This is a genomic window from Pseudoclavibacter sp. 8L (assembly GCF_902506465.1).
GTDB lineage: Bacteria > Actinomycetota > Actinomycetes > Actinomycetales > Microbacteriaceae > Pseudoclavibacter.
In genome coordinates, this window is the sequence record NZ_LR733185.1 from 417826 (window position 1) to 443820 (window position 25995).

Annotated in this window: 24 protein-coding genes; 9 read left to right on the forward strand and 15 right to left on the reverse strand. The window is 68.3% G+C overall.

Annotation, left to right across the window (positions count from 1 at the left end; genetic code table 11):
* Positions 1-747: 747 nt before the first annotated feature.
* Together galK and galT are read right to left on the reverse strand one after the other, a co-directional pair.
* A complete protein-coding gene (gene galK / locus GV007_RS01960; protein ID WP_160070766.1) occupies positions 748-1911 on the reverse strand; it encodes a galactokinase in 1164 nt (387 codons plus the stop codon).
* Entirely contained in the window at positions 1908-3038 is a 1131-nt protein-coding gene (galT, locus tag GV007_RS01965; RefSeq protein ID WP_236558255.1) for a galactose-1-phosphate uridylyltransferase, read from the reverse strand. Before galT ends, galK begins: the two co-directional genes overlap by 4 nt.
* A 70-nt stretch (positions 3039-3108) precedes the next feature.
* On the opposite strand from galT, the gene GV007_RS01970 reads away from it, so the two are divergent.
* Positions 3109-3912, forward strand: coding sequence for a DeoR/GlpR family DNA-binding transcription regulator (locus GV007_RS01970; protein WP_236558256.1), 804 nt, complete (start codon positions 3109-3111; stop codon positions 3910-3912).
* A 128-nt stretch (positions 3913-4040) separates the two neighbouring features.
* On the opposite strand, the gene GV007_RS01975 is transcribed toward GV007_RS01970, so the two are convergent.
* The 4 genes from GV007_RS01975 to GV007_RS01990 are packed head-to-tail and all read right to left on the reverse strand — an operon-like array spanning position 4041 to position 8216.
* A complete protein-coding gene (locus GV007_RS01975) occupies positions 4041-5273 on the reverse strand; it encodes an ABC transporter ATP-binding protein (protein ID WP_160070769.1) in 1233 nt (410 codons plus the stop codon).
* Complete coding sequence (locus GV007_RS01980; RefSeq protein WP_160070770.1) at positions 5270-6142, reverse strand: ABC transporter permease; 873 nt, start codon at positions 6140-6142, stop codon at positions 5270-5272. Before GV007_RS01980 ends, GV007_RS01975 begins: the two co-directional genes overlap by 4 nt.
* Positions 6139-7089 carry an ABC transporter permease gene (locus GV007_RS01985; RefSeq protein ID WP_228502147.1) on the reverse strand — a complete coding sequence of 317 codons (951 nt, stop codon included), beginning with the start codon at positions 7087-7089 and terminating at the stop codon, positions 6139-6141. The genes GV007_RS01980 and GV007_RS01985 overlap by 4 nt, the downstream gene beginning before the upstream one ends.
* Positions 7089-8216: an ABC transporter substrate-binding protein gene (locus GV007_RS01990; protein ID WP_160070771.1), complete on the reverse strand. Its 1128-nt coding sequence runs from the start codon at positions 8214-8216 to the stop codon at positions 7089-7091. The genes GV007_RS01985 and GV007_RS01990 overlap by 1 nt, the downstream gene beginning before the upstream one ends.
* 269 nt (positions 8217-8485) lie before the next feature.
* Here GV007_RS01990 and purL point away from each other — a divergent pair, with 269 nt between their 5' ends.
* From purL to GV007_RS02010, 4 genes are all read left to right on the forward strand, one after another.
* Positions 8486-10870 carry a phosphoribosylformylglycinamidine synthase subunit PurL gene (purL, locus tag GV007_RS01995; protein WP_236558257.1) on the forward strand — a complete coding sequence of 795 codons (2385 nt, stop codon included), beginning with the start codon at positions 8486-8488 and terminating at the stop codon, positions 10868-10870.
* 24 nt (positions 10871-10894) lie between these two features.
* Entirely contained in the window at positions 10895-12169 is a 1275-nt protein-coding gene (gene zapE, locus GV007_RS02000; protein WP_160070773.1) for a cell division protein ZapE, read from the forward strand.
* A 153-nt stretch (positions 12170-12322) separates the two neighbouring features.
* Entirely contained in the window at positions 12323-13882 is a 1560-nt protein-coding gene (locus GV007_RS02005; RefSeq protein ID WP_160070774.1) for a sodium-dependent transporter, read from the forward strand.
* Positions 13879-14046, forward strand: a complete 168-nt coding sequence (locus GV007_RS02010; RefSeq protein WP_160070775.1) for a methionine/alanine import family NSS transporter small subunit — start codon at positions 13879-13881, stop codon at positions 14044-14046. Before GV007_RS02005 ends, GV007_RS02010 begins: the two co-directional genes overlap by 4 nt.
* A 94-nt stretch (positions 14047-14140) precedes the next feature.
* Here GV007_RS02010 and GV007_RS02015 read toward each other — a convergent pair whose 3' ends face one another.
* The 3 genes from GV007_RS02015 to GV007_RS02025 form a co-directional block, all read right to left on the reverse strand.
* Positions 14141-14494: a VOC family protein gene (locus GV007_RS02015; protein WP_160070776.1), complete on the reverse strand. Its 354-nt coding sequence runs from the start codon at positions 14492-14494 to the stop codon at positions 14141-14143.
* A 101-nt stretch (positions 14495-14595) separates the two neighbouring features.
* Positions 14596-15405: a MerR family transcriptional regulator gene (locus GV007_RS02020; protein ID WP_236558259.1), complete on the reverse strand. Its 810-nt coding sequence runs from the start codon at positions 15403-15405 to the stop codon at positions 14596-14598.
* 214 nt (positions 15406-15619) lie between these two features.
* Positions 15620-16396 (reverse strand): lysophospholipid acyltransferase family protein, encoded by a 777-nt coding sequence (locus tag GV007_RS02025; protein WP_160070778.1) that lies wholly within the window; start codon positions 16394-16396, stop codon positions 15620-15622.
* 198 nt (positions 16397-16594) lie between these two features.
* Between GV007_RS02025 and GV007_RS02030 the strand changes: the two genes are divergently transcribed.
* The 3 genes from GV007_RS02030 (at position 16595) to GV007_RS02040 (ending at position 18812) form a co-directional block, all read left to right on the forward strand.
* The gene (locus GV007_RS02030) at positions 16595-17311 is read left to right on the forward strand and encodes a triose-phosphate isomerase (RefSeq protein ID WP_160070779.1); all 717 of its coding nucleotides are present in this window, start codon (positions 16595-16597) and stop codon (positions 17309-17311) included.
* Between the two features lie 38 nt (positions 17312-17349).
* Positions 17350-18198: a class II fructose-bisphosphate aldolase gene (locus tag GV007_RS02035; RefSeq protein WP_104240125.1), complete on the forward strand. Its 849-nt coding sequence runs from the start codon at positions 17350-17352 to the stop codon at positions 18196-18198.
* An 83-nt stretch (positions 18199-18281) separates the two neighbouring features.
* The gene (locus GV007_RS02040; RefSeq protein ID WP_160070780.1) at positions 18282-18812 is read left to right on the forward strand and encodes a YjbQ family protein; all 531 of its coding nucleotides are present in this window, start codon (positions 18282-18284) and stop codon (positions 18810-18812) included.
* Between the two features lie 782 nt (positions 18813-19594).
* On the opposite strand, the gene GV007_RS02045 is transcribed toward GV007_RS02040, so the two are convergent.
* The 6 genes from GV007_RS02045 to srlA form a co-directional block, all read right to left on the reverse strand.
* Entirely contained in the window at positions 19595-20548 is a 954-nt protein-coding gene (locus GV007_RS02045; protein ID WP_160070781.1) for a sugar-binding transcriptional regulator, read from the reverse strand.
* 267 nt (positions 20549-20815) lie between these two features.
* Positions 20816-22117: an NAD(P)H-dependent oxidoreductase gene (locus GV007_RS02050; protein ID WP_160070782.1), complete on the reverse strand. Its 1302-nt coding sequence runs from the start codon at positions 22115-22117 to the stop codon at positions 20816-20818.
* Positions 22118-22162: 45 nt separating this feature from the next.
* Positions 22163-22648: a transcriptional regulator GutM gene (locus GV007_RS02055; RefSeq protein WP_160070783.1), complete on the reverse strand. Its 486-nt coding sequence runs from the start codon at positions 22646-22648 to the stop codon at positions 22163-22165.
* Positions 22649-22651: 3 nt separating this feature from the next.
* Positions 22652-23026: a PTS glucitol/sorbitol transporter subunit IIA gene (locus GV007_RS02060; protein ID WP_104298078.1), complete on the reverse strand. Its 375-nt coding sequence runs from the start codon at positions 23024-23026 to the stop codon at positions 22652-22654.
* A gap of 87 nt (positions 23027-23113) precedes the next feature.
* Positions 23114-24190, reverse strand: a complete 1077-nt coding sequence (srlE, locus tag GV007_RS02065; protein WP_104240119.1) for a PTS glucitol/sorbitol transporter subunit IIB — start codon at positions 24188-24190, stop codon at positions 23114-23116.
* Positions 24187-24789: a PTS glucitol/sorbitol transporter subunit IIC gene (srlA, locus tag GV007_RS02070; protein ID WP_104240118.1), complete on the reverse strand. Its 603-nt coding sequence runs from the start codon at positions 24787-24789 to the stop codon at positions 24187-24189. The genes srlE and srlA overlap by 4 nt, the downstream gene beginning before the upstream one ends.
* Positions 24790-25064: 275 nt before the next feature.
* Between srlA and GV007_RS02075 the strand changes: the two genes are divergently transcribed.
* Positions 25065-25949, forward strand: a complete 885-nt coding sequence (locus GV007_RS02075) for an aldo/keto reductase (RefSeq protein ID WP_160070784.1) — start codon at positions 25065-25067, stop codon at positions 25947-25949.
* Positions 25950-25995: the final 46 nt, after the last annotated feature.

Here is a 25995-nt window from a genome sequence, read left to right on the forward strand (position 1 = left end):
CACAGACCTGCGCCTCCCGCACCCACCCCGCAGCAAGCGGATGCGCAACCCCCATGTCTGCGCCAAGAAGGCAGAGCACACGCACAGACCTCACAGACCTGCGCCTCCCGCACCCACCCCGCAGCAAGCAGATGCGCAACCCCAACGTCTGCACCGACAACACGAAGCACACGCACAGACCTGCGCCTCCCGCACCCGCCCCGCAGCAAGCAGATGCGCAACCCCAACGTCTGCGCCGACAAGGCGAAGCACACGCACAGACCTCACAGACCTGCGCCTCCCGCACCCACCCGACAGCAGCTAGATGCGCAAGCCCGACGTCTGCGCCAAGAAGGCACAGCACACGCACAGACCTGCGCCTCCCGCACCCACCCCGCAGCAAGCGGATGCGCAACCCCAACGTCTGCGCCAAGAAGGCAGAGCACACGCACAGACCTGGGCCTCCCGCATCCACCCGGCAGCAAGCAAATGCGCAACCCCCAAGTCTGCGCCGACAAGGCAAAGCACACGCGCAGACCTCACAGACGTGCGCCTCCCGCACCCACCCGACGGCAGCTAGATGCGCAACCCCTATGTCTGCGCCAAGAAGGCAAAGCACACGCACAGACCTGCGCCTCCCGCATCCACCCCGCGGCAAGCAGATGCGCAACCCCCAAGTCTGCGCCGACAATGCAAAGCACACGCACAGACCTGCGCCTCCCGCACCCACCAGACGGCAAGCGGATGCGCAAGGCCGACGTCTGCGACTCAGACGCGGCCTGCGCCCTGCGACGGGAGCACCTCGAAGGTCGCGGGCTCCGCGAACCCGGCCGCGGCGAAGGCCTCGTGGATGCTGCGCGAGACCTCGGCGAGGTCGCCGCGTTCCACAAGCGCGATCGCCGCTCCCCCGAACCCGCCGCCCGTCATGCGCGAGCCGATGGCTCCCGCAGCGACGGCCGTCGATACAGCGAGGTCGAGCTCGGGCACGGAGATCTCGAAATCGTCGCGCATCGATGCGTGCGACTCGGCGAGCATCGGGCCGATGCTGCGCGGGCCGCTGTCGCCGAGCGCAGCGACCACAGCGAGGACCCTCGCGTTCTCGGTGACGATGTGCCGCACCCGACGGAACGTCTCGTCGTCGAGCACCCGCGCGGCACGCTCGAGGTCACCGACCGTCACGTCGCGCAGCGAGGCGACGCCGAGCCCCGCCGCGCCCTTCTCGCACGACGCGCGCCGCTCCGCGTAGCCGCCGCTCGCGTGGGAGTGCTCGACACGGGTGTCGATGACCAGCAGCGCGAGGCCCTGCGCCTCGAACGCCAGCGGCACGATCCTCGACTCGAGCGAACGGCAGTCGAGCAGCACGCCGGAGTCACGCTGACCGAGGAGCACCGCCGACTGGTCCATGATGCCCGTCGGCGCGCCGACGGCCTCGTTCTCCGCGAGGCGTCCGACTCGAGCGAGCGTCCGCCGGTCGAGCCCGAGGCCCCACAGCTCATCGATCGCGACCGCAACAGCCCCCTCGAGGGCGGCGGATGAGGACAGGCCGGCCCCGAGGGGCACATCCGACTCGATGTGCAGGTCGAGGCCGCGCACCTCGCTGAGGTCGGCACCCAGCTCGCCAGCCGCCCAGAGGACTCCGAGCGCGTACGCGGACCAGCCGCCGAGCGCATCTGGTGCAAGCGCGTCGATCGCGATCTCCTCGACGCCCTCGCGGAGGCCGCTCGAGACGCGCACGAGTCGGTCGTCGCGGAGCCTCGCCGCGACCACCGTGTGCCGGTCGATCGCGAACGGGAAGACGAAGCCCTCGTTGTAGTCGGTGTGCTCCCCGATGAGGTTGACGCGGCCGGGCGACGACCAGAGGCCGTCAGGCGCCCCACCGTGGATGCGCGCAAACGCCTCAGCAGCCGTCGTCGCGAGCTCCGGCCGGGTCACGCTGCGTCCGCCTTCGCGAGCGCCGCGCGCAGGATGCCTGCCGTGGCTTCAGGTGGGACGTCGCCGATGAAGGCACCCATCGCCGACTCAGAGCCGGCGAGGAACTTGAGCTTGTCCTCCGCCCGCCGCGGCGAGGTGATCTGCAGCATGAGCCGGATGTCCTCTCGATGGGAGTTGACGGGCGCCTGATGCCAGGCGGCGATGTAGGGGGTCGGGGTGTCGTAGATCGCGTCGATGGCGCGGAGCACGCGGCGGTACTCGCGGGCGATCTCATCGCGCTCCTCCGCCGTCGTCTCGGCCAGGTCGGCGACGTGACGATGCGGAAGCATGTGCACTTCGAGCGGCCAGCGCGCCGCGAACGGCACGAAGAACGTGACGTGCTCGCCGCGCAGCAGGACCCGCTCGGAGGCCTGCTCGAAGTCCAGGATGTCCTGGAACAGCGTCGGCCCATACGTCTCGATCGAGCGGATGAGGGCGCTCGTGCGCGGAGTGATGTACGGGTAGGAGTAGATCTGACCGTGTGGGTGGTGCAGCGTCACCCCGATGTCCTTGCCGCGGTTCTCGAAGGGGAACACCTGCTGCACGCCGGGCAGCTGCGAGAGCGCCGTCGTGCGGTCAGCCCAGGCCTCGACGACCGTCCGGGCACGCGAGAGGGAGAGCGATGCGAAGGATCCCTCTGACTCCGGGCTGAAGCAGACGACCTCGCAGCGGCCGATCGACGGCTTCGTGCGGCCGAGGCCCACGGATGCGAGCTCCTCGAGCTGCACCTCGACGTCGATATCGTCTCCGCCCAGCGTGGGGCCGAACGAGGGCGACTTGTTCTCGAACACGGCGACGTCGTAGTTGCTCGGCACCTCGGTGAGGTTGGCGGGCGTGGACGGCGCGAGGGGGTCGAGGTGCTTGGGGGGCAGCATGACGCGGTTCTGCCTGGCGGCGGCAATCGAGATCCACTCACCGGTGAGCGGGTCCTGACGCATCTCGGCGACCGGTGGGCGGTCGGCGGGCACCCGGCTGTCGAGGGCGCGCTCGGGGTCGAGCTTCGTGTCGGCGTCGTCGAAGTAGATGAGCTCGCGACCGTCGGAGAGCAGCGTCGGACGCTTGACGATGTTGTTGGTGAGGGAATGCACGCTCCGATTACGCCACTTTCGATTTCGAAAGTCAAGTGCCTTTCGCTTGCGAAGGCGTAAGCTGATTCCTGTGGTGAACATCGAGACGCCCCCAGAAGGCCCCGCGCACGCACGCAGAGCCGACCTCGTCGAACTCGTGAAGCGTACCGGCTTCGCGAGGGTCGCCGACCTGAGCCGAGAACTCGGCGTCTCCGAGGTGACCGTGCGCTCGGACCTCACCGCGCTCGAGCGCGACGGAATGCTGGGCCGCGTGCACGGCGGCGCGATCTACGGGCACGGGCCGACCGGCCTCGAGACCTCGTTCGAGACGGCGCAGCAGAGCGCCGCCGACGAGAAGCGCCGCATCGGCGTCGCCGCGGCCGCACTCGTGACCAGCGGCTCGAGTGTGCTCCTCGACGTCGGCACCACCACGACGGCCGTGGCGGAGGCGCTCCTCGCCCGGGAAGACCTCGACGACGTCGTCATCATCACGAACGGCCTCTCCATCGCGCTCGCCCTCGAGTCGGCCATCCCCCGCTTCACGGTCGTCGTGACCGGAGGCACCCTCCGCCCGCTCCAGCACTCGCTCGTCGCGCCGTACGCCTCCGCCATGCTCGAACGCATCCACACCGACCTTGCGATCATCGGCTGCACGGGCGTGCAGGTCGCGGCCGGCGTCACCAACGTGAACCTGCCGGAGTCGGAGCTCAAACGGGCCATGCTCCACGCCGCGGACCGCTCGGTCGTCGTCGCCGACGCCAGCAAGCTCGGCCGCGCCCACGTCGGCGTCATCGGCGGGCTCGCCGAGTTCGCGAGCATCATCACCGGCACCGAAGCCGCCGCCGCCGAGGTCGCGGCGCTTCGAGCCGCCGGCAGCGACGTGCAGCAGGTCTAGCCGCGCTCAGCCAGCCGGGCGGGCGCCTAGGCACCTCCCCTGCGTGTCCAACATCAGTGCGATTTCGGCGGTGTCCGACACTCAAACGCCAGAACGCAGCGAAATCGCACTCATATTGGTCAGCAGAGCTACTGCCCGGCGGGCACCGCGAGCGCGGGGGCCGGATGCACGTCGACGGCGACGAAGCTGCCCGGCTCGAGCGCGCCCGTGTCCCGGCTCCGCATGTGCGCCCGCAGGAGCGTGCCGTCCGCGAGCCGAGCCTGGACGACGACGTGGGCCCCGAGGAATCCGGTCGAGACGACCCGCGCGAGCGCCTCACCGGCTGGCAGAGCGTCGTCGTCGTCGGCATCGACGCTCGTGGATGCGCTCGGACCGGTCGTGGATGCCTCGGCGGTCGCGGCACCCGAGACTCCCGACTCGTCCGCCGCGAGCCGGGCACCGGCCACCGCGAACGACACATGCTCCGGCCGGAGCAGCACGTCGACGGCACCCTCGGCGCTGCCCGCGAGCAGCGGCACCCGCTGCCCGAGCACCGTCGCGACTCCGCCCTCCGCGCCGGCGCGCACGCGCGAGTGGTGGCCGATGAAATCGGCGACGAACGCGTTCTCGGGCGTCGAGTAGATGGCCTCGGGCTCGCCGAGCTGCTCGATGATGCCGCCGCGCATGACGGCGACCCGGTCGGCGACGGCGAGCGCCTCCTCCTGGTCGTGCGTGACGAAGACGGTCGTGATGCCCACCTCGAGCTGGATGCGGCGGATCTCGTCGCGCAGCTGCACGCGCACCTTCGCATCCAGCGCGGAGAGAGGCTCGTCGAGGAGCAGCACCTTCGGCTGGACGGCAAGGGCTCGTGCGAGCGCGACTCGCTGCTGCTGGCCACCGGACAGCTCGTTGGGGTACCGCTCGCCGAAGCCGCCGAGCCCGACGAGCTCGAGGTACTCGGGCACACGCGTGCTGCGCTCCTTCGCCGAGATTCCGCGGCGGAGGCTGAGGGGGAACGCGACGTTCTGCGCCACCGTCAGGTGCGGGAACAGCGAGTACGACTGGAACACCATGGCCATGTCGCGCTTCGAGGCCGGCACGTTCGCGACGTCGCGGCCGCCGACGAGGATCTCGCCCTCGTCGATGTCCTCGAGTCCCGCGAGCGCGCGCAGGGCGGTGGTCTTCCCGCATCCGCTCGGCCCGAGGAGGGCGACCATCTCGCCGGGCTTGATGCTCAGCTCGAGTCCGCGCAGTGCTACGGTCTGGCCGAATCGTCGCGTGACGCCGCGCAGCTCGACGCCGACGGCCACCTGGGAGTGCGCGACGGAGGTGGATGGGTCGACGCGGCCAGGGGAGGTGACTTCAGGGAGGGTGCTGGTCATGAGCGTGCCTTTCGGGTCGTGCGCTTCCTGCGCCCCGCGAGCAGGTCGAGGGCGATGAGCAGGATCGTGGTGACGCCGAGCGCGAGGAGCGACATGACGGCGGCGATCTGCCCGTCGGAGAGGTTGATCTGGAAGAGGGCGGTCTGCAGGTTGTCGCGGGCGAGGAAGCGGGCGACGGTGAACTCGCCGAGTACGACCGCGATGGTGACGAAGCTCGCCGAGATGAGGGCGGTGCGGATGTTCGGCAGGATCACGCGCACGATGATGACGGGCCAGGATGCCCCGAAGGAGCGGGCGGCCTCGGTGAGGGTCTTCAGGTCGATCGACCTGAGGCCCGCGTCGATCGAGCGGTAGGCGAACGGCAGCACGAGCACGACGTAGGCGAACGCGAGCCACACGGTGTTCGACCCGAGGGGCGTCGAGGCGAGGAAGCGGTAGATCGGCGCGAGCCCGACGACGAGAACGACGGCGGGGATGGTGAGCGGCAGCAGGCAAATGAACTCGACCGCCCGGTCCATGGCGGGCACTTTCAGCCGCACCCACACCATGGTGGGCACGAGCAGCACGAGCATGATGGCGACGGTGAGGACGCACATGATGAGCGAGTTCGTGAGCCCGGACCAGAGCACGTCGAGGGTCGAGTACTCGCCCGTGTTGCCCGCGAAGACGCGCTGCCAGGCGTCGAAGCTGACCTCCCCCGTGAGCGGGAAGCGGATGGAGAATTCGAAGAGGCTCACGAGCGGCACGAGCAGCGCGACGGTCGTGAGGGTGAGCACCGTGACGCGGAAGGCCTGCTGCCGGCGGCGGGCCCGCTCGACGAGGCCGCGGCGGCGCGGACGCGCACGATCGGATGGTGCGAGCTGCGTCATCGCGACAACCACCTTGCGCTGCGCTTCTGCAGGAGCGCGTAGAGCGACATGACGATGGCGACGACCACGATCATCCCGAGCGCGAGGGCCTGCGCGTAGGACTCGAGCCCCGCGGTGTTCTCGTTGCGCAGCGCCGCCTCGATCTCCATCGGCACGATGATCGTCTGCTGCGAGATGAGGGCGGCCGCCGTCGCGAAGGCGGAGAAGGAGTTCGCGAACAGCAGGAGCACGGAGCCGAGGAAGCTCGGCGCGAGCAGCGGGCCGGCGACACGGAACCAGTAGACGAGCGAGCTGCCACCGAGCATGACGGTCGCGTCGCGCCATTCCCGGCGGATGCCGTCCACTGCCGGCAGGAACACGATGACCATGAGCGGCACCTGGAAGTAGAGGTAGACGGCGACGAGGCCGGGGACGCTCGACAGGAAGCCGGAGTCGACCTGGAAGCCGGCCGCTCCCTGCAGGAAGCGCGTGAGCATCCCGTTCGTGCCGATCGTCGCGACGAACGCGAACGCGAGCATGACGCCGCCGAACTGCGCGAGGACCGAGTTGAACGCCGTGAAGACGCGGCGACCGAGGCTGTTCGGCGGGCTCGTGGAGAGGGCGTACGCGACGACGGCGCCGATGACAGCGCCCAGCACGGCGGTGACGACCGACAGCCACGTCGATGTCCAGAAGATCGTGATGGAGGCGGGAGCGAGGAGCCGCTCGAATCCGCTCGTCGTGAAGACGCCCTGTCTGGTGAAGAACGCGCCGATGGCGACGAGCACGGTCGGCAGCAGCAGGAAGATGCCCGTGTAGAGGAGGAAGGGGGCGACACCGAAGAGCGACGTCCGCGACGCCGCCTTGGATGCGCCCGACGGGCGGCGCCCGAGCGCGTCAGGCATGGCTGCGAGAGCAGCTGCGCCTGACGGCTCGGTCGCCGCCGCGAGGGGTGCGGTTGCGGTCATCAGGAGATCGTCGAATCCCAGTTCTCGGCGAGGAACGCGTTCGCGGTCTCGGCCTCTTCCGAGGTGGGCGTCATGGGCGTGCCTTCGACCTCGGGGAGGCTCTCGAGCGCGGTCTGGTCGACCGTGCCCTCGGCTTCCATCCAGTCGAAGAGGACCGGCATGGCGCCGCCGGCGAGCCAGATGTTCTGCACCTCCGGCGAGTACAGGTACTCCATCCAGAGGCGAGCGGCGGCGGGGTTCGGGGCGTCGACGTTGATGGCCTGGTTGTAGTACGCGGCGATCTCGCCGCCCTTCGGCACGAAGGTCGCCCACTCGACACCCTTCGCCTCGAGACGCTCAACGGTCGAGAGCTGGTTGTAGCTCCAGTCGAAGACGACGCCGTGCTCGCCGGCGTCGACGGTGCCGGCCGTGACGTCCTTCAGATTCAGGGTGCCAGCCTCCTTGAGCTTCGCGAAGTAGTCGAGGCCGGGCTGCAGGTCGGCGAAGTCGCCGCCGACCGCGTTGTTCGCCGAGAGGAAGCCGTTGAACGCCGCGCCGGCCTCGGCGGGCTTGCCGTTGAGGGCGACGGAGTTCGCGAACTTCGCGTCGGTGAGCTGGTCGATCGAGGTGATCTCGCCGTACTTGGTGGCGTTGTAGCCGACCGACATGATGCCCGTGTAGTCGTTCACCCAGAGGCCAGTGGCCTCCTTGTTGGCGTCGGGGATGTGCTCCCAGTTCTCGACCTGGTACGGCGCGAAGTAGTCGGTGGATGCGAGCGCGACGTTCGCTCCGAGGTCGAAGACGTCCGGCGCCTGGTCGGTTCCCTTGTTGGCGTCGGCCGCCGCGATCTCCTCCTGCGAGGAGGCGTCAGGGAGGATCGAGTTGACGGTGATGCCGTACTTCTCGGTGAAGCCGGCCTTGATCTCGCCGTAGTTCGCCCAGTCGTCGGGCAGCGCGATGACGTTGATGGTGCCTTCGGCCTTCGCGGCTTCGACGAGCGCATCCATGCTGCCGAAGTCGTCGAGGCTCGTCGCGGTCGCCGCGGCCGCGGTGTCGCCGGTCTCACCCGTCGCGGGGCTCTGCGAGCACGCGGTCAGGGCAAGTCCCGCGAGGGCGAGGGTCGCCACAATTGAAAGTCGCTTGTTCATGCGAAGTCGATGTCCTTCTCGGAATCCTGGTGGGGCCGGAGGCTGAGAGGCCAGCCGGCGCAACCCTGCCGACTGGCTGGGCGGACACAGGCCACCACGCCAGCGTGAACACGAGCAGTCACCGGATGAACGCCGACGGACGCGCATCTGAACAGCCCATCCGCGCGCATCCGCCGCCCATCGCGCGGTCGCCCGCGAACGCCGTAGACTCGTCCGGTGCGGACACGCCCCGACTTCTCCGCATCGCGCCGCCAGAAGGAGCCTCGCCAGTGAGCAGCCAGACCACAACCCCGTCTTCCGAAGCAGTTGGCCCGGACACCGTCGACAACGCGAAGGCGACCCCCGAGAAGGAGCAGCCATACGGCGCCCTCGGGTTGAAGCCGGACGAGTACGACAAGATCCGCGAGATCCTCGGCCGCCGCCCCACCTCGGGCGAGCTGGCCATGTACTCGGTCATGTGGTCGGAGCACTGCTCCTACAAGTCCTCGAAGAACTACCTGCGCCAGTTCGGCCAGAAGGTCTCCGACGAGATGAAGAAGAACCTCATGGTCGGCATGGGCGAGAACGCCGGCGTCATCGACGCAGGCGAGGGCTGGGCGGTGACCTTCAAGGTCGAGTCACACAATCACCCCTCCTACATCGAGCCATTCCAGGGCGCCGCGACCGGCGTTGGCGGCATCGTCCGCGACATCATCTCCATGGGTGCCCGCCCCGTCGCGGTCATGGATGCGCTCCGCTTCGGCGCGATCGACGAGGCCGACACGGCACGGGTCGTGCACGGCGTCACGAGCGGCATCTCCTTCTACGGCAACTGCCTCGGCCTGCCGAACATCGGCGGCGAGACCTGGTTCGACAGCGTGTACCAGGCGAACCCGCTCGTCAACGCGCTCGCGGTCGGCGTGCTCCGCCACGAGGACCTGCACCTCGCGAACGCCCGCGGCGCCGGCAACAAGGTCGTGCTCTTCGGCGCGCGCACAGGCGGCGACGGCATCGGCGGCGCATCCATCCTCGCGTCCGACTCGTTCGACGAGAAGGGCCCCACGAAGCGCCCGGCCGTCCAGGTCGGCGACCCCTTCGCCGAGAAGGTGCTCATCGAGTGCTGCCTCGAGCTGTTCCGCGAGAAGGTCGTCGAAGGCATCCAGGACCTCGGTGCCGCAGGTATCTCCTGCGCGACGAGCGAGCTCGCGGCGGCCGGCGACGGCGGCATGTACATCGAGCTCGACAAGGTGCTGCTGCGCGACCCGAACCTCACGGCCGAGGAGATCCTCATGTCGGAGAGCCAGGAGCGCATGATGGCGGTCGTCGCTCCCGAGAAGCTCGACGCGTTCATGGCGATCGTCGACAAGTGGGACGTCGAGACGAGCGTGCTCGGCGAGGTCACCGACACGGGCCGCCTCGTCATCAACTGGCGCGGCGTGGAGATCGTGAACGTCGACCCGCGCACCGTCGCGATCGACGGGCCCGTCTACGACCGTCCCGTCGCCTACCCGAGCTGGATCGACGCGCTCCAGGCCGACTCCGCCTCCGCCCTCCCCCGCCCCCAGTCGGGTGAGGAGCTCCGCGAGCAGGTGCTCGCCCTCATCTCGTCGGCGAACCTCGCCAACCCCGAGTGGATCACGCAGCAGTACGACAGCTACGTGCTCGGCAACACCGCCTTCGGCACTCCGGAAGACGCCGGCATGGTGCGCATCGACGAGGAGTCGGGGCTCGGTTTCGCCATCAGCCTCGACGCCAACGGCCGCTACGCGCAGCTCGACCCCTCCGCCGGGGCCAAGCTGGCGCTCGCCGAGGCGTACCGCAACGTCGCCGCCACGGGCGCACGCCCCGCCGCCGTCTCCGACTGCCTCAACTTCGGCAGCCCCGAGAACCCCGAGGTCATGTGGCAGTTCGCGCAGGCCGTCGAGGGACTCGCGGATGGCTGCCTCGAACTCGGCATCCCGGTCACGGGCGGCAACGTGTCGTTCTACAACCAGACGGGCGACGTGCCCATCCACCCGACCCCCGTCGTCGCCGTGCTCGGCCTCATCGACGATGTCGCACGCCGCGTCCCGTCGGGCTGGCAGGAGGAAGGCGACAACCTCTACCTCCTCGGCACGACCCTCGAGGAGCTCTCCGGCTCCAGCTGGGCCGACGTCGTGCACGGCCACCTCGGTGGTCTGCCCCCGCAGGTCGACCTCGAGCGCGAGAAGGCGCTCGCCGACCTCGTCATCGGCGCAGGCCAGCAGGGCCTCCTCACCTCGGCGCACGACCTCTCCGAGGGTGGCCTCGCGGCAGCGATCGTCGAGGCGTCGACACGCTTCGGCGTCGGCGCGCGCATCGTGCTCGATGGCCTCATGCGCAAGGAAGGTGTGGACGCGGCTACCGCGCTCTTCAGCGAGTCGGCCGGGCGCATCCTCGTCTCCGTCCCGCACGACGACGACGTGCGCTTCCAGGCGATGTGCGAGGCGCGTGACTTCCCCGTCACCCGCGTCGGCGTGAGCGACGGCATGGGTGCCGACGCGAAGCTCGAAGTCCAGGGCCTCTTCGAGTTCACGCTCTCCGAGCTCTCCGAGGCGCGCGGCGCAACACTGCCGAAGCGCTTCGGCGATGTCGTCGGGCCGAACTCCGCGCCGATCTCCGCAGCCATCACTGCGGCAGCTGCAGCGGCACACTAAGCGCCGTACCTCTTGAGTCTCGGGATGGGTTCCACGCTTCGGGATGGGTTGCTTCCCATCTCGAAGCGTGGAACCCATCTCGAAACCGTTGGTGCGAGCGCTGTCGAGGTCTTCGCTGCGATCGCCGCGTCAGCGACCGCGGACGGCTTCGCCCTCGATGACGGCCAGCGGATGGTCGCTCGGCGCCTCGCAGGACTCGGCGCGCAGATCGTCGAGCACGAAGCCCTCGCCGTTGAGAACGCCGCTCCGAACCCAGCTGCCGACGCCGACCCCGACATCGCCGGGTTGCGCGACGCCGACGTGGCCGAGGCGGAGCGCCCCGACGCATCCGCCGCCGATTCGACGGCGCCGCGCGGCCTCTACCTGTGGGGGCCCGCCGGCCGCGGCAAGTCCTGGCTACTCGACGCCTTCTACGGCGCAGTTCCCGTGGACCGGAAGCTGCGCGTCCACTTCCACTCGTTCTTCAACGAGCTGCACTCGCGCATCTTCGCGAACCGCGGCTCCGAGACCGTCTTCGCGAACGCCGTCCGCGAGCTTATCGGCGACGCGAAGCTGCTGCTCTTCGACGAGTTCCACGTGCACGACCCGGGCCACGCGACGCTGCTCACGGCCCTGCTGCGGTACGCCCTCGACCACGGCATCACGGTCGTCGCGACCTCGAACTACCGGCCGCAGGGCCTCCTCCCGAGCCCCGTCTACCACCACATCTTCGAGCCGGGCATCGAGCTCATCGAGCGCGAGCTCGACGTGGTGGAGCTGCCCGGCGAAGTCGACTACCGCCGTTCTCGCGCTGACGCCGTCGAGCGCCGGGGCTTCGCGACCGGTTCGTGGGTGCACGTGCCGAGCGTCACGTCGACGCAGGCCGACGGCGCAGGCGGCGCAGACAGCGCCGACGAGCAGTCCACGGCAGACGCGGGCAGTGCCCCCGACGCCACGCGCCCGGCATCCGCCGAGGCGACGAGCCTCGAACTCGGCGGCCGCACCTTCGAGGTAACGGCAGTGCGCGGCCGTGAGCTGTGGGCGACGTTCGCGGAGCTCTTCATCGTGCAGACCTCGTCGCTCGAGTTCCTGCAGTGGGCGCGCGACTTCGACACGTGGCACATCCTCGACGTTCCGCTCCTCGCCGCCGTCGGCCGCGACCCGCAGCAGCGCTTCGTGAACGCCGTCGACGTGCTCGTCGACTACGACATCGAGGCGCACTTCCACGCCGACGCGTCGTTCGACGAGTTCGTCGCCGCTGCGGCTGGCCGCGCCGACGCGTTCCGGATGGTCAGCCGCCTGCACCTCCTGCAGCGCTGAGGCTCGTCTGCCTGGGGCGTTCGCCGCCCGGCCACGAGTCACGATTCGATGCCGGGCATGCACGGTACAGCTCGAATTCACTAGGCTCGTCGGGCAAGCAGAGCGCTTGTCCTCGCAGGCGCACCCGCTCACCACGCTCTTGGGGGATTCTCAATGACGACATCCGCAACAACCGAGGTAAAGCCTCGCGAGCAATGGACCGGGCAGACCGGCTTCATCCTCGCCGCCATCGGCTCCGCCGTCGGCCTCGGCAATATCTGGCGATTCCCCGGTGTCGCCTATGAGAACGGCGGGGGCGCGTTCCTCATCCCGTACCTTGTCGCGCTCATCACCGCGGGCATCCCGATCCTCTTCCTCGACTACGCGATCGGGCACCGGATGCGCGGGGCCGCGCCGACGGCATTCCGTCGCGTCGCGAAGTGGATGGAGAGCCTCGGCTGGTTCCAGGTCTTCATCTGCTTCGTGATCGGCCTGTACTACACGGCCATCATCGCCTGGGCGCTGAGCTTCTTCGTGCTCTCGTTCAACCTCGGCTGGGGCGACGACCCAGCGGCGTTCTTCACCGGTGACTTCCTTCAGCTCAGCGAGCCTGGCGTCTCGATGCAATTTGTGCCCTCAGTCCTGATCCCGCTCGTCGCCGTGTGGGGAGTGACGATCTTCGTGCTCGCGGCCGGTATCGCGAAGGGCGTAGAACGCACGAACTTCATCTTCCTGCCGCTGCTGCTCGTGTCATTCCTCATCCTCGTGGTGCGCGCGCTCTTCTTGGAAGGCGCGGCGGACGGGCTCAATGCACTCTTCACGCCCGACTGGGTCGCGCTCGGCGACCCCAGCGTCTGGATCGCCGCGTACAGTCAGATCTTCTTCTCGCTGTCCATCGCCTACGGCATCATGGTCACGTACTCGTCCTACCGGAACCGTCGCTCGAACATGACGTCCCCCGGGCTTGTCGTCGCCTTCTCGAATTCGTCGTTCGAGATCCTGGCGGGCATCGGAGTGTTCGCGACGCTCGGATTCATGGCTCACCAGCAGAACGTCGCTGTGGGCGAGCTGGAGGGGCTCACCGGGCCGATCCTGTCGTTCGTGACCTTCCCCGCCATCATCTCGGAGATGCCAGGTGGGCAGATCTTCGGCGCGCTGTTCTTCGGGTCGCTCGTGATGGCGGGATTCACCTCCTTGCTGTCGATCCTGCAGGTCGTCTCGTCAGCCTTCCAGGACAAGTTCGGCTGGTCGCCCCGCAAGGCGGCGGTAATCCTCGGCAGCGTGAGCGCCGTCATCTCGATCCTGCTCTTCTCGACGACCACGGGCCTCATCGCGCTCGACACAGTCGACATGTGGACGAACAACATCGGCATCATCTCGTCCGCTATCGCCACCTGCGTCGGCGTCATCTGGGTCGCCAGACGCGGCGAGGAGATGCGTCTGCACCTCAACGCCGTGTCGACGTTCCAGGTCGGCAAGTGGTGGCTCGTCCTGACGGGCATCATCGCGCCGGTAGTCCTCACCTACATGCTCATCGAGCAGATCAGGACGCTTGTCGTCGACGGCTACGAGGGCTACCCGCTGTGGTACGTCGGCGTCTTCGGCTGGGGCGCGGTCCTCGTCATGCTGGTCGCGAGCGCGATCATGACCCTGGTCCGCTGGCGCAACAGCCCGGACACGTTCACTGCCTGGCCGACGTCGGCTGAGCTTCGCGAGAAGGAGACGGTCCGATGACCCCAGAAGCCATCACGATGCTCATCATCGCGATCGGGATCGTGTGGGGCGGATGCGCCGCGTCCGTCATCGCACTCCGTCGGCATCCGGAACGCGCCGACTACCCGGCGGGTGGCCATGACGACGGGCGGGCCGAACAGGCCCCGGTCATCCACGACACCTGATTCGCGGCGCGGGCCCCGGTCTGCGCTGCGAGAGGGGAACGCAACCCCGCCCGCGATTCGTTCGCGGGCGGGGATCTGCGTTCCGTCGCGCTGCTCAGGCCTGCGGCTTGCGCTGCCAGACGCCGAAGCGGTTGCCGAGCGGGTCGCGCAGATGCGCGAACTTGATCCTGCCGTTGTCGACGAGCGGGATGACGGTCTCCGCCCCGTTCGCGGCCGCCTGCTCCAGCTTCGCCTCGATGTCCTCGACCTCCACGTAGAACACCGCCCAGCTGCCGCCGCCGACCGTGTCGGAATCCCAGAGCCCGCCTCCGTTGCCGGCGCCGTCGACCATCCCGTAGCCGCCGGGCTCGAGCGACCCGAACGTCCACCCGAAGGTGTCACCGTAGAAGGCCTTCGCAGCCTCCGGGTCGGTGGTGCCGATCTCGAAGTAGTTCACGTTGTCCGACATGGTTGCTGTCCTCTCATTCGGATGCACCGCAGCGATTCTGGCTGCGCCGCCGGCCTGTTCAGCCGTTTGATCCGATCGTGAGGTCTCACACAGTGTGAGAGTCAAGCCGCGATGGGGACGTTGACCTCGGTGACCCAGTTGTCCGGATTCGGCTCGCGGCCCGGGCCGTGCACGTAGACGTTGAAGATCGGGCCGACGCGGGTGCGCCCCTGCTGAGCGACCCAGCTGCCCGCCGTCGCCGTGGCCTCATTGATCGTCTCGAAGCCGCCGCGGTGGGTGACCGTCGCGACACGCTGCTCGGGGAGTTCAACGACCTCGTACCCCTCGGGCACGGATGCGCCACGGTACTCGCGCCAGATCGCCATCTCGACATCGGCGTCTCGATACTCGTCGTCGAAGTAGGTGGCACCACCGACGTCGCCGAAGGCAGCGGGGTCTCGCGAGGTGAGCTCGGCCACCGGCCCCCGGAAGTCGACCCAGAGCGGGCCCTCTGAGGGGTAGTCGGCGACCGTGCGGCGCAGGTACAGCACGCGCAGCGCCGGGAAGGTGCGCTCCGTGACGTCCAGAAGGGTCGAGCGCGCCGCGAGCCCATCGAGGAGCGTCGCCGCGAGCGCCTGCTGATCGGCGACCCGTTGCGCCTCGGCCTTGAGCTCATCGAGGTGCAGCTGCAGGCGCGGCCGGAGCACGTCCGGGGCCGCGAAGAGCGGCAGCAGTTCCGCGATGGCGGGGATTCCGCACCCGGCGTCGCGCAGCATCCGCACGCGCCCCGCATCCCGCAGCTGGGCTGCGGCGTAGCGTCGGTACCCGCTGAACTCGTCGACCTCGGCGGGCGCGAGCACGCCCCGTTCCGCGTAATGCCGCAGCATGCGCACGCTCAGACCCGAGTACCGCGAGAACTCGCCAATGCTCATCAGACGTGCGGGATGCTCACCGTTCATGCACCAAGTCTGGCACCGGGTCGCGTGTGCCGGCGATCGCTGACCAACATCAGTGCGATTTCTGGCCTTCGACCCGCGTCCGGCACCGGATGCAGGGATTCTGCACTGATGTTGGACACGGCTCGCGGCGACTGCAACCGCAGCTGCAGACGCAGCGGCAGACGCAGCGCCAGTGGCGGCAGCCCCGCTACTTCCTGGCTGCCTGCTGCGCTCGCGCGGCCTCGCGCCTGCGGTCACGCGCGGCGTCTGCCGCAGCCGCAGCCTCGGGCGTTGGGGCGGTGCCGCCGAGCACGCGGGGCTGCCACCACTTGCCTGCGCCGTCTTCTGGGTAGTTCGACTGCAGCTCGCTGAGGAGCGACTCCATGACCGTCTTGAGCTTGGCCGTGGCGTCGGCGGGATCGTCGTCCGGTGCGACGTGGATGGGCGCGCCGAAGGAGAAGTGCACGGGGATGTTGAGTCGCTCTCGCAGAGTGATCTTGCGGTTCTTGGTGAGGAGCCGGTGCCCACCCCAGACGGCGACGGGGATGATGGGCACGCCGGCCTGCGCAGCGAGGCGTGCAGCTCCGGTCTTGAAGTCGCGAATCGTGAACGACGCGCTGACGCCAGCCTCGGGGAAGACGCCGACGAGCTCGCCGTCACGCAAGGACGTCGCGGCGGCGGCGAACGCGTCCGCACCGGCCTTCATGTTCACGGGGATGTGTCGCATGCTGCGCATGAGCCGGCCGACGACGGGCTTCTCGAACACGCTCTGCTTGGCCATGAAGCGGATGCGCCGCCGGTTGTGCATCCAGGTCGCGCACTCGACGAGGGCGAACTCGAGGTAGCCGAAGTGGGTCATCGCGATGACGGCGCCGCCGGTGTCTGGAAGGTGCTGCGCGCCGCGGACCGTCTGGCGAACGCGGAGCGCGGCGAAGACAGTGCGGCCGACCCCGATCGCAAATGAGTAGACGGGTTCGCGAGTCATGTGGCTCCCTGGTCCAAGTGTGAGGTGCCACCTTATTCGGGGCACCTGGGACGATTCCGGTGTGCACGCGAACGCCGACGGGGCCCACGCACCCGCGCTCTTGCCAGTTGCTCTCCGCAGATGCGATACTTGCCACACTGCACGTTCGTACATTCTTTAGTGCAACTTTGTGCATTTATCCGCTAGGAGCAACTGACAATGGCTGTCCCCATCCCTGTACGGAGCCCGTTTCTGATCGTCAACCCGAAGGCGTACCTGACGGGCAGCGAGCTCATGAAGCTGGCACACCTCACCGATGAACTCGCTGGAGCGTTCGACATCGACGTCGTCTTCACGGCGCAGCACATCGACCTCCGGTCGGTCGTCGCCGAGACGACGAACCTCTGCGTCACCGCCCAGCATGTCGACCCGATCGTGCCAGGCCGCGGCATGGGGCACATCCTCGCCGAGGGCCTCGCCGAAGCCGGAGTCAAGGCCGTCGTGCTCAACCACGCCGAGCACCCCCTCACCTTGGCCGACCTCGACGCGACGATGCGCCGTTGCGAAGAGGTCGGTCTTGCAACCATCGTCTGCGCCGACTCCGACCTGCAGTGCCGTGCGGTTGCCGACCTCGACCCCTCCGGCATGATCTGCGAGCCAACCGCCAACATCGGCACGGGGCAGATGGACGCGGGCGACTACATCGAGCGCACGACCCAGATCGTAAAGAACGTCGACCCGGCGATCCTCGTCGTGCAGGCGGCCGGCGTGAGCCGCGGCGCCGACATCACGCGCGTCCTGCAGCAGGGCGCCGACTGCTCGGGCGGCACGAGCGGCATCATCAAGCACCCCGACTGGCGCGAGATCCTCACCGAGATGTTCCAGGCGCTCGCCGACCACCGCGACGCGCAGGCGACCGCCGCCCCTGCCAACTGACCCGCTCCCTACAGAGCAACCAGAGAGAAGACCAACACATGCTCATCGGACTCGACGAAGCGCTCCGCTACGCACAGAAGAACAACATCGCCATCGCGGCGGTCAACACCCCCTACTTCGAGGGGCTGCTCGGCACGATCTCCGCCGCCGAGAAGGCAGGCGTTCCCGTTATCCTGCAGCACGCGCAGGTGCACGAGAGCACCCTGTCGATCGACGACATCGGGCCCGCGATGCTCGCCCTCGCGACGCGCAGCGAAGCGCCCTTCGTACTCCACGTCGACCACGGCGAGGACATCGAGTACATCGCGCGCGGCCTCGACATCGGCTTCAACTCCGTCATGATCGACGGATCGACGCTGCCCTACGAGGAGAACGTCGCCCGCACGACCGAGGTCGTGAAGCTCGCGAAGGAGCGCGGCGTGGGGGTCGAAGGCGAGCTCGGCGTCATGACGGGCAACGAGAACGGCGACCCAAGCCAGGGCATCGCCGACGAGACCCTGTACACGGAGCCAGCGCAGGCGAAGGAGTTCGTCGAGCGCACGGGCGTGACCGCGCTCGCAGCCTCCTTCGGCACGGTGCACGGCATGTACCACCAGGAGCCGAAGCTCAACTACGAGCTCATCGAGCAGCTGCGGGACGCGACGGGCGTGCCCATCGTCATGCACGGCGGGTCGGGGCTCAGCCTCGACGAGTACCACCGTTCCATCACGCGCGGCGTCCGCAAGATCAACTACTACACGTACGCGGCGAAGGCGGCACTGGATGCGGCGCTCCGGGCCGCAGAGCAGCCCAACACCATCCTGTTCCCGAAGGTTGCAAAGGCGGTCTCCGCGCAGGTCGAGGCCGACGTGGCCGAGTTCATCCAGGCCCTGCGCCCGGGCGCCTGAGCCGAGCCAGCCCAGCCAGCCACACCAAGCGACATCTGCGCGCGCGGCGAAGCACGCGCATCCACGACGACGAAGGAACACCGATGACCGTCTACCAGACCACCCTCCAGCTGCAGTCGCACGGCGGCACGCCCAGCTACATCGACGTCACCGCGGAGGTGAAGGAGGCGATCGCGACGAGCGGCATCACGGCGGGCACGGTCACGGTCATCTCTCCTCACACGACGTGCGCCGTGTTCTTCGAGGAGTTCGTGCACGACCGCCTCGAGGACGGCACCGAGTTCCTGCAGGCCGACCTCGACGACGTGCTGAACCGCATCGCCCCGAACCAGACGGCCGTGCCTCCCGAAGGCGAGTACCGCTACCCGGGCCCGGAGCACTACGCCGATGTCGAGTCGTGGCCGGACGCCGAGGTGTACCTGCCCGGCGGCGACAAGACGGCGCTGCTGAACGCCGAGGCGCACATCAAGTCGACGATCATCGGCTCGAGCGAGGTGTTCGCGGTCATCGACGGCAAGCTCGGCGTCGGCGTCACCGGATACATCTACTTCGTCGACTTCGACCGCACGCGCGCCCGTTCGCGCAAGTGCCAGGTCGTCGTCATGGGCGAGTAGGCCCACGCTCCTTCCTGCGAGCATTCGCCTCCACCGCCGCCACTGCCGCCGCCAACGCCGTCGGCGCACCGATGCCGCCGTTCGATCGCACCCTGACTCCCCCGTCAGCTGCGCGGTCGAGCGGCGGCGTTCTGCGTAGTTGAGCCGTGGCGACGGTTCTGGACGTGGATGCGGTTTGGGACGTGGCTGCGGTTTGGGACGTGGATGCGGTTTGGGACGTGACTGCGGATGCAGATGCAGATGCAGATGCATCGACGTGTGTCGATCCAAGAGTTCCCTCCACTGGCAGCTGCGCTCCGCGCATCCCGCCCCTCCCGGTGCATCCGAGCCCCTGGTGCTTCCCGGATTCCCGGCGCTTCCCGGCGTTTTTCGGCCCCTCCCGGGCCCTCCCTGCCCTGCCTGCGCCTCCCTGCCCTCCCTGCGCCTCCTCGAGAGCGCCAGGAGTCAGCAGGAGTCATCAGGAGTCAGCAAGAAGCACGGAGCTTCGCCGCAGAACCTGCTTCTCGCTGACTCTTCGGCCCCGCTCAGGCCCGGACCTGGGCCAAACCCCGGAACTTGCCACCGCGCCCGCCTCACGTACACGCCCAAGTACACGCCCACGCCCACGCAGAACGCTGCCAGTGAAGTGGCCCGAAAGCACGCGCGTTCTGGCCACTTCCCAAGCAGCGATCTCAGCCGCGGAGCATCCGAGAGGCAATTGGCTGGCAGCGTTCCGCCAGCAGCAGCGTCGGTGGAGGGCGCGCAGGCCTCGCAACCTCAAGCGCAGCGGGCGCGGCAGCGTCCTACACGAGCTCCACGAGGGCGCGCGCGAGGTCCTCGTCGAGGATCACGCCGTCGAGCGCCCCCGTGCGGAGCGCGCCGGCGACCCCAGGGGCCTTCTCGGCGCCAGCGGCGAAGCCCACGACTTCCGGGATCTTCGCCAGCTGGCCGAGGGTGATCCCGATGACCCGCTCGGAGACCGGCGCTCCGAGCGCGCGCCCACTGGCATCGAAGAAGCGACCGCAGATGTCGCCGACGGGCTGCTGCGCGTCCAGTTCGGCGCGTTCGGAATCGCTGAGCCGCATGGCGGAGACGATGTGCCTCGACGCGTGGAGCCCATACGAACCGATGCCCACGAAAGCGAGCTGCACATCCGTCGCCCGTTTGATGGCCATGGAGATCGACGACTCCCCGGTGAGCGCGGCCCAGGTCTGGGGCGACTCCACGACGGCGGGCGACTCGAAGCGGAAGGCCATCGCCCCCGACTTCTGCGAGAGACGCTCGAGGGCCGTGTTCCCGGCCGGCCCCGAGTCGAACGGCATGCCGCCGACGAGGGGGCACAGCGTCAGAGCACGCCCCGTGGACTCGACGTGGATCTGCTCGACGAACGCATCGATCGACTTGCCCCAGCTCAGGCCAACCGACCCGACCGACGGCACACGCTCCGAGAAGTAGTTGGCGGCCGCTCCGGCCACGATGTCGAGGGGGTGCCTGCCCGGCAGCGCCGAGACGACGACTGCGGCACCGACACCGAACGCATCCACGATCTGTCGTTCAAGCTCGTCGACGCGACCGACCACGTGGGGGTCGTGGATGCGGATCTCGACGATCCCCTGCTCGCGTGCAGCGGACAGGATGCGTGAGACGCTCGCTCGCGAGACGCCGAGTGCCGTTGCGACGTCGCTCTGGGAGAGGCCGTCGAGGTAGTAGAGGCGCGCTGCTCGGACGAGGGTATCGGCGTTGCGGGGTGCTGGCATCCCGAGCCTTCCTTCCTGTGGGTGGTGCAGAGCGACGCGCAGGCTGTGCCGAGCAGGAGGCGCAGCGCTGCTCACTCCTGCGCGGCCCTGCGGTGCGGGACGGCTTTCCCAGATGGCGACGGCTCCCGCACCGCGCTCTCGCGCCGTTTGGGAGCCGTCCCGACGCCGCGCGCTGGGCGCGGCATCGGTGATCCGGTTCACATGATCCTATCGACCGACGATCAGGCGCCCGGTTCAGCCGGGCGCCCGACGGGTGTCGGACCGGGGTCAGGCGCCGATGACGCCAGCCGCGACCAGCGAGTCCTGCAGACGGCGCATCGCGATGAGCGGACGCGTCTCGTCGAGCTCGACGTCGTCGTAGGAGACGATCTCGCCCGCCTTGATGTCGCGCTTCAGGATGCCACCGGAGATGAGTCCGATCGGGATCGAGTTGTCGGCGCGTGCCTCGTCGGCGTCGACGGCCCAGCCGTGCACGTGGTGCCCGCCCATGCCCTCGAGCTTCGTGCCAGCGGCGAGGTCGAACTTCGCCTTCGAAGCGACCTCGGTGCGCCACGTGGTGGTCTGGAAGTCTGCGCGGCGCTCGAGCACAGCCTCGCTGATCGAGAGGATCGCCTCGACAGAGGCGAGGTGGTACGGACGGTAGAGGGCGTAGTACGGGCCCTTGCCGAGCTTCAGGTAGTCGAGCTCGTGCGTGACGACATCGTCTTCCGACTTCACGACGACGAACACGCCTGGCGCGACATCGCCCTCAACCGTGTACTCGACAGCCGGTGTCGAGGTGAGGACTCCGCCGTCCTCGACGGGGATGAGCGTGGTCGCGAGCGTCGCGATGTCAGCAGCCGGGCCGTGCATGCCCGGCTTGTTGACGGGGAAGCCGGTCGCGTTCGAGAGGGAGGCCATCTCGATCTGCGTCTTCGTTCCGTCGGTGAACTCGCACAGGATGCGCGGGTTCATGTTCTTGGCCTTCGCCTCCTCCATGACGTCCTCCGGCACGTCCGTCGGGCGGTTCGGGTTGTTCTTGCCCTTGCCGGCCGCGACGACGGTGAGGCCGAGATCGGTGGCGTGCTCGACGAGCTTGAGTGCCTCGACGGGCTCGTCACCGCGGCAGATCGTGTAGATCTGCTGTCCGGCGTTGGCGATGCTGGCCAGGAAGAGCCCAACGGTCACGTCTGCCTCGACGGTCATGAGAGCGACGTCCTTCTTGCCGAGGAGCGACGCGTAGGCGACCTGCGCCGCGATCTCGGTGACACCGGAGACCTCCAGCACGACGTCGACGGGGAGCTTCGGGATGAGGAGACCGTCGTTGATGACCACCGGGCGGCGAGCCTCGATGTGCTCGGCGACCACGGCGAGGTCATTCTCGACCTGGACGTCGCTGCGGCCGGCGCGAGTGTACGCATCCACACCGCGCTCGACGGCGATGTCGGCGACGACGGCGACCTCCATGCCCTTCGCTCGCTCGATCTGGGCGATGAGGCCTGAGCCCATCTGACCGGCCCCCACGACGCCGACGCGGATGGGGCGGCCGAGTTCTGCTTCACGCTGGATGAGGCGCTGGGTGTAGTTCATGTGCGTTCCTTGCTGAGTTCGTGGGGTGGGGTGCTGATCAGGGGGCTAGTTGCTGACGCGGGAGAGGCCGGCGAACTGCTTCGGGGCCGCGCCCTTGACAGCGTTGGGCTGCGCACGCTTCTTCTTGCCCTTGACCGGTGGCAGCGTGACCTGGGCGCGCACCGTGTGCGGCAGCATGCTGATCGCCTGGCGGACGGCGGTTCCGAGGTGCTTGTGGCGGGCCTCCGCGCGGTCGTAGACCGTTTTGAGCGGGCCCTCGAGGTCGGGTGCGGGCTTCAGGCGTCCGAAGACGCTGAACCCGAGGAGCGCGCGCGCCTCGACGACCTCGAGCGTGGTCGGGTCGACGAGCAGCACGGCGATAGCGCCGCGGAAGGCGCCCTTGCCTCGACCGCTGACGAGGTTGAGGTTCTTGCCGGCGTTCGCCTTCGCGATCTCGTTGACCTGGCTCATGTAGGCGCGCATCTGCACGACCGTCATGAACATGCTCAGGACAAGCGCGAGGACCAGAACGGCGGGGAATCTCCAGTCCATGATCTACACCTCGTTCCGGCGCACGCTGATGAGTGCGCCCTCGGCGGGAGTCGTGAGGGTGCCGGTCGCCTGGATGGCGCCCGGGAGGAGCGCGGTGTCTTCCGCGTTCAGGTAGAGCACCACGTGACCCAGTTCCTGCAGGTTCGGGTTGGCGAGGTCGCCGACCGCGGTGACCGTGACGGCCTCGTCGCCGATCACGAACTCGTCGCCGGCCTGCACGGGGACGAACTCACCCGAGTGGCCCTTGTGCACGAGGCTGACCTCGGCGAGCGCATCCGGAACGGGTTCGCCGAAGAGGATGTAGACGCCACCCTCGAACATGTCGTTCGCGTCGGGTCCGATGCGTGCGATTTCTGACTGCCAGATGGTCGTGGACACGTGGTGGTCCTTTCTTGAGGCGGGAGGTTGAAGCGAAGTTCAGGGGTGGATGCGCGGGCGGGCCGGGTGCGGCCCGCCCGGCGCCCACTAGATGAGGAGGAAGGAGGCGAAGTAGGCGAGCACAACCGCGAGAGGCGACGTGATCTGCCTGGAGAACAGCACGGCGGGGACACCGACCGCGACCGTCTCCGGCTCAGCCTCACCGAGGGAGAGACCGACGGGGATGAAGTCACAGCCGACCTGGCCGTTGACCGCGAAGAGCGTCGGCAGTGCGTACTGCACCGGCAGCGCGCCTGCCGCGATCTGCGTGCCCATGAGCACGCCGACGACCTGGGCGATAGCGGCACCTGGGCCGAGGATCGGCGACAGGAACGGGAGACCCGTGATGACGCCGAGCAGGATCAGGCCGATCGGGTTCGAGGCCAGCGGCGAAACCGCGTTGGCGATGAAGTCCGAAGCACCCGTGTACGTGACGACTCCGATGAGGAGCGAGACGTACGCCATGAACGGCAGGATCGTGTTGAGGGTCAGCTTGATCGCCTGGCGGCCCGAGGAGAGCAGCGTGTTGATGAAGTAGCCGATGGCGTTTCCGAACTTCACGACGAAGCCCGTGAATCCGCTTCCCTGCGCTGCGACCCTGGCGCGTGCATCCGCCTTGGCCTTCGCCGCGACCTCTTCCGGGCTCAGGCTGGGCGCCTCGGCTGCGGCCGGGGCACCAGCTGCTGCCGTTGCCGCCGCGTCGAGCGCGACCACGTCGCGAGGGGCGACGTCGGAGACGAAGATGTCCTCGGTGATGAACTGGGCGAGCGGGCCGCCCGGTTCGCCGGGGTACACATCCACCGTCGGGATGCGCTTCTTCGGGTACACGCCGATGCGCGCCGTGCCACCGCAGTTGATGACCGCGCAGAGCACGTTGGCGTCCGGCACGTTGTTCTTGAAGCCGTCGACGGCCTCAGCGCCCGTGAGCTCAGCGATCTTCTGGGCAACCGGGTGGATGCCACCGCCCGTGACCGACAGGACGATGTTCTTCTCAGCGTTGGGGACGAGCGTCAGCCCGTCGCCCCAGCCGCCGCGACCGCGGTTGACCTTGACGCCCTTGTAGTCCGCGGTGCTCGCGCCGCCGTCGGCCGAGTTGGCGTTCGTGTTCTCAGCGTCTGTGCTCACAGGACACCACCTTCGCTCTTGGAGCCCTGGAGGTGGCCCTCTGCATACATCTCGTCGAAGCGAGCGAACGTCGCCTCGTGTCCGCCGCGCTTGATGAGGATCTTCGTGATCCACTGCGTCGTTATGCCGCGGATGAAGATGACGACGATGCCGACCATGAAGTACAGGGCCGCGAGGGTCGCGTACTTGTCCGGCGCGATGGAGAGGACACCGGCGGAGATGCCCGTCCAGACGAACAGCTCACCCGCGTTGGCGTGAGGCAGGAACGCGGTGACCGGGTGCACGAACGACACTGCGGAGTCGTAGAAGGCCGGCTTGTAGCGCTCGGGGAGGAAGCGGCCGAACGTGTAGGCCATGGGGTTCGTCAGCATGATGACCGCGATGATCGGCATGACCGTGTAGCGCGTGATCGCGTACTTGCCCGCCCAGCGGACGGCGCGCGTGACGCGCTCCTCGCCGATCCACGTGGTGACGGCGTACATTGCCGTGAGCAGCACGAGAAGGAGGGGGAGGATGCCCGTGATGAGACCCATGAGGCTCTCGGCGGAGGCGTTGAAGAGGCCGATGAAGTTCTCGGCGATCCAGGTGATTACTTCCATGCCGGCTGCCCTCCCGACGTGGTCGTCGAGCTGTGCTCGACTGTGCTGGCCGCGAGGGCGGCGAGCGGCGACGTAAACCGCATGTTCTGACTCCTTTGTCGGGGTGTGCACGAAGTTGCAAATAGATATGATCGTTTGTGCACCTGCCGAAAGTGTAGGCATGCGGGACCCAGTGCGCAAGTGCGGGTTTTCGCCCATCCGAAACGGCTTCGGTTCGACTGACAGGTTCTGTCAGAACCTGCCACCCCTCAGCCGCCAGACGTAGCGTTTTCAGCATGAGCACCACGAACCTCGCCCTGAACAACGGCGTCGAACTGCCCAGCATCGGCTTCGGCGTCTACCAGTCCGCACCAGAAGAGACCGCAGCCGCCGTCGCCGAAGCCCTGCGCGTCGGCTACCGCCACATCGACACCGCCGCCGCCTACGGCAACGAGCGGGAAGTCGGCCAGGCGATCGCCGCATCCGGAGTGCCCCGCGACGAGATCTTCGTCGAGACCAAGGTCTGGATCAGCGACTACGGCTTCGACGAGACCCTCCACGCCTTCGACAAGTCGGCCCGCAAGCTCGGCCTCGAGCAGCTGGACCTGCTCATCCTCCACCAGCCGCTCCCCACCGACTGGGAGAAGACGATCGGCGCCTACCGTGCCCTCGAACGGCTCTACGCCGACGGCAAGGTGCGCGCCATCGGCGTCAGCAACTTCATGCCAGACCACCTCGACCGGCTGCTCGACGCGACCGACATCGTGCCGGCCCTCAACCAGATCGAACTGCACCCCTACTTCCAGCAGAAGGACGTGCAGGAAGCGGATGCGCGCCACGGCATCCTCGACCAGGCCTGGTCACCCATCGGCGGCATCACCTTCTACCGCGAAGGGGACGGCGGAAGCACCCTCGAGGACTCGACGATCCGCACCATCGCGGACGCCCACGGCAAGAGCCCGGCGCAGGTCATGCTGCGCTGGCACGTGCAGGAGGGCCGCTCGGTGATCCCCAAGTCGGTCAAGCCGCACCGCATCGCCGAGAACTTCGACATCTTCAGCTTCGAGCTCACGCCCGACGAGGTCGCCCAGATCGACGCCCTCGACAAGGGCGTGCGCCGCGGGCCCGAGCCCGAGTCGCTGACCCTCGAGGCCTACGGCATGCCCATCCCCGAGGCCTGATCCGCGCGGCCTGATCCGCGAGGCCTGATCGGTGCGGCCTGATCCA

What these genes read in the sequence shown, in the direction of transcription:
- GV007_RS01975 (WP_160070769.1), bottom strand. Translation starts at nt 5,273, where the DNA reads ATGACCAGCACCCTCCCTGAAGTCACCTCCCCTGGCCGCGTCGACCCA.
- GV007_RS01980 (WP_160070770.1), bottom strand. Translation starts at nt 6,142, where the DNA reads ATGACGCAGCTCGCACCATCCGATCGTGCGCGTCCGCGCCGCCGCGGC.
- GV007_RS01985 (WP_228502147.1), bottom strand. Translation starts at nt 7,089, where the DNA reads ATGACCGCAACCGCACCCCTCGCGGCGGCGACCGAGCCGTCAGGCGCA.
- GV007_RS01990 (WP_160070771.1), bottom strand. Translation starts at nt 8,216, where the DNA reads ATGAACAAGCGACTTTCAATTGTGGCGACCCTCGCCCTCGCGGGACTT.
- zapE (WP_160070773.1), top strand. Translation starts at nt 10,895, where the DNA reads ATGGGTTCCACGCTTCGGGATGGGTTGCTTCCCATCTCGAAGCGTGGA.
- GV007_RS02005 (WP_160070774.1), top strand. Translation starts at nt 12,323, where the DNA reads ATGACGACATCCGCAACAACCGAGGTAAAGCCTCGCGAGCAATGGACC.
- GV007_RS02010 (WP_160070775.1), top strand. Translation starts at nt 13,879, where the DNA reads ATGACCCCAGAAGCCATCACGATGCTCATCATCGCGATCGGGATCGTG.
- GV007_RS02015 (WP_160070776.1), bottom strand. Translation starts at nt 14,494, where the DNA reads ATGTCGGACAACGTGAACTACTTCGAGATCGGCACCACCGACCCGGAG.
- GV007_RS02020 (WP_236558259.1), bottom strand. Translation starts at nt 15,405, where the DNA reads ATGAGCATTGGCGAGTTCTCGCGGTACTCGGGTCTGAGCGTGCGCATG.
- GV007_RS02025 (WP_160070778.1), bottom strand. Translation starts at nt 16,396, where the DNA reads ATGACTCGCGAACCCGTCTACTCATTTGCGATCGGGGTCGGCCGCACT.
- GV007_RS02030 (WP_160070779.1), top strand. Translation starts at nt 16,595, where the DNA reads ATGGCTGTCCCCATCCCTGTACGGAGCCCGTTTCTGATCGTCAACCCG.
- GV007_RS02035 (WP_104240125.1), top strand. Translation starts at nt 17,350, where the DNA reads ATGCTCATCGGACTCGACGAAGCGCTCCGCTACGCACAGAAGAACAAC.
- GV007_RS02040 (WP_160070780.1), top strand. Translation starts at nt 18,282, where the DNA reads ATGACCGTCTACCAGACCACCCTCCAGCTGCAGTCGCACGGCGGCACG.
- GV007_RS02045 (WP_160070781.1), bottom strand. Translation starts at nt 20,548, where the DNA reads ATGCCAGCACCCCGCAACGCCGATACCCTCGTCCGAGCAGCGCGCCTC.
- GV007_RS02050 (WP_160070782.1), bottom strand. Translation starts at nt 22,117, where the DNA reads ATGAACTACACCCAGCGCCTCATCCAGCGTGAAGCAGAACTCGGCCGC.
- GV007_RS02055 (WP_160070783.1), bottom strand. Translation starts at nt 22,648, where the DNA reads ATGGACTGGAGATTCCCCGCCGTTCTGGTCCTCGCGCTTGTCCTGAGC.
- srlA (WP_104240118.1), bottom strand. Translation starts at nt 24,789, where the DNA reads ATGGAAGTAATCACCTGGATCGCCGAGAACTTCATCGGCCTCTTCAAC.
- GV007_RS02075 (WP_160070784.1), top strand. Translation starts at nt 25,065, where the DNA reads ATGAGCACCACGAACCTCGCCCTGAACAACGGCGTCGAACTGCCCAGC.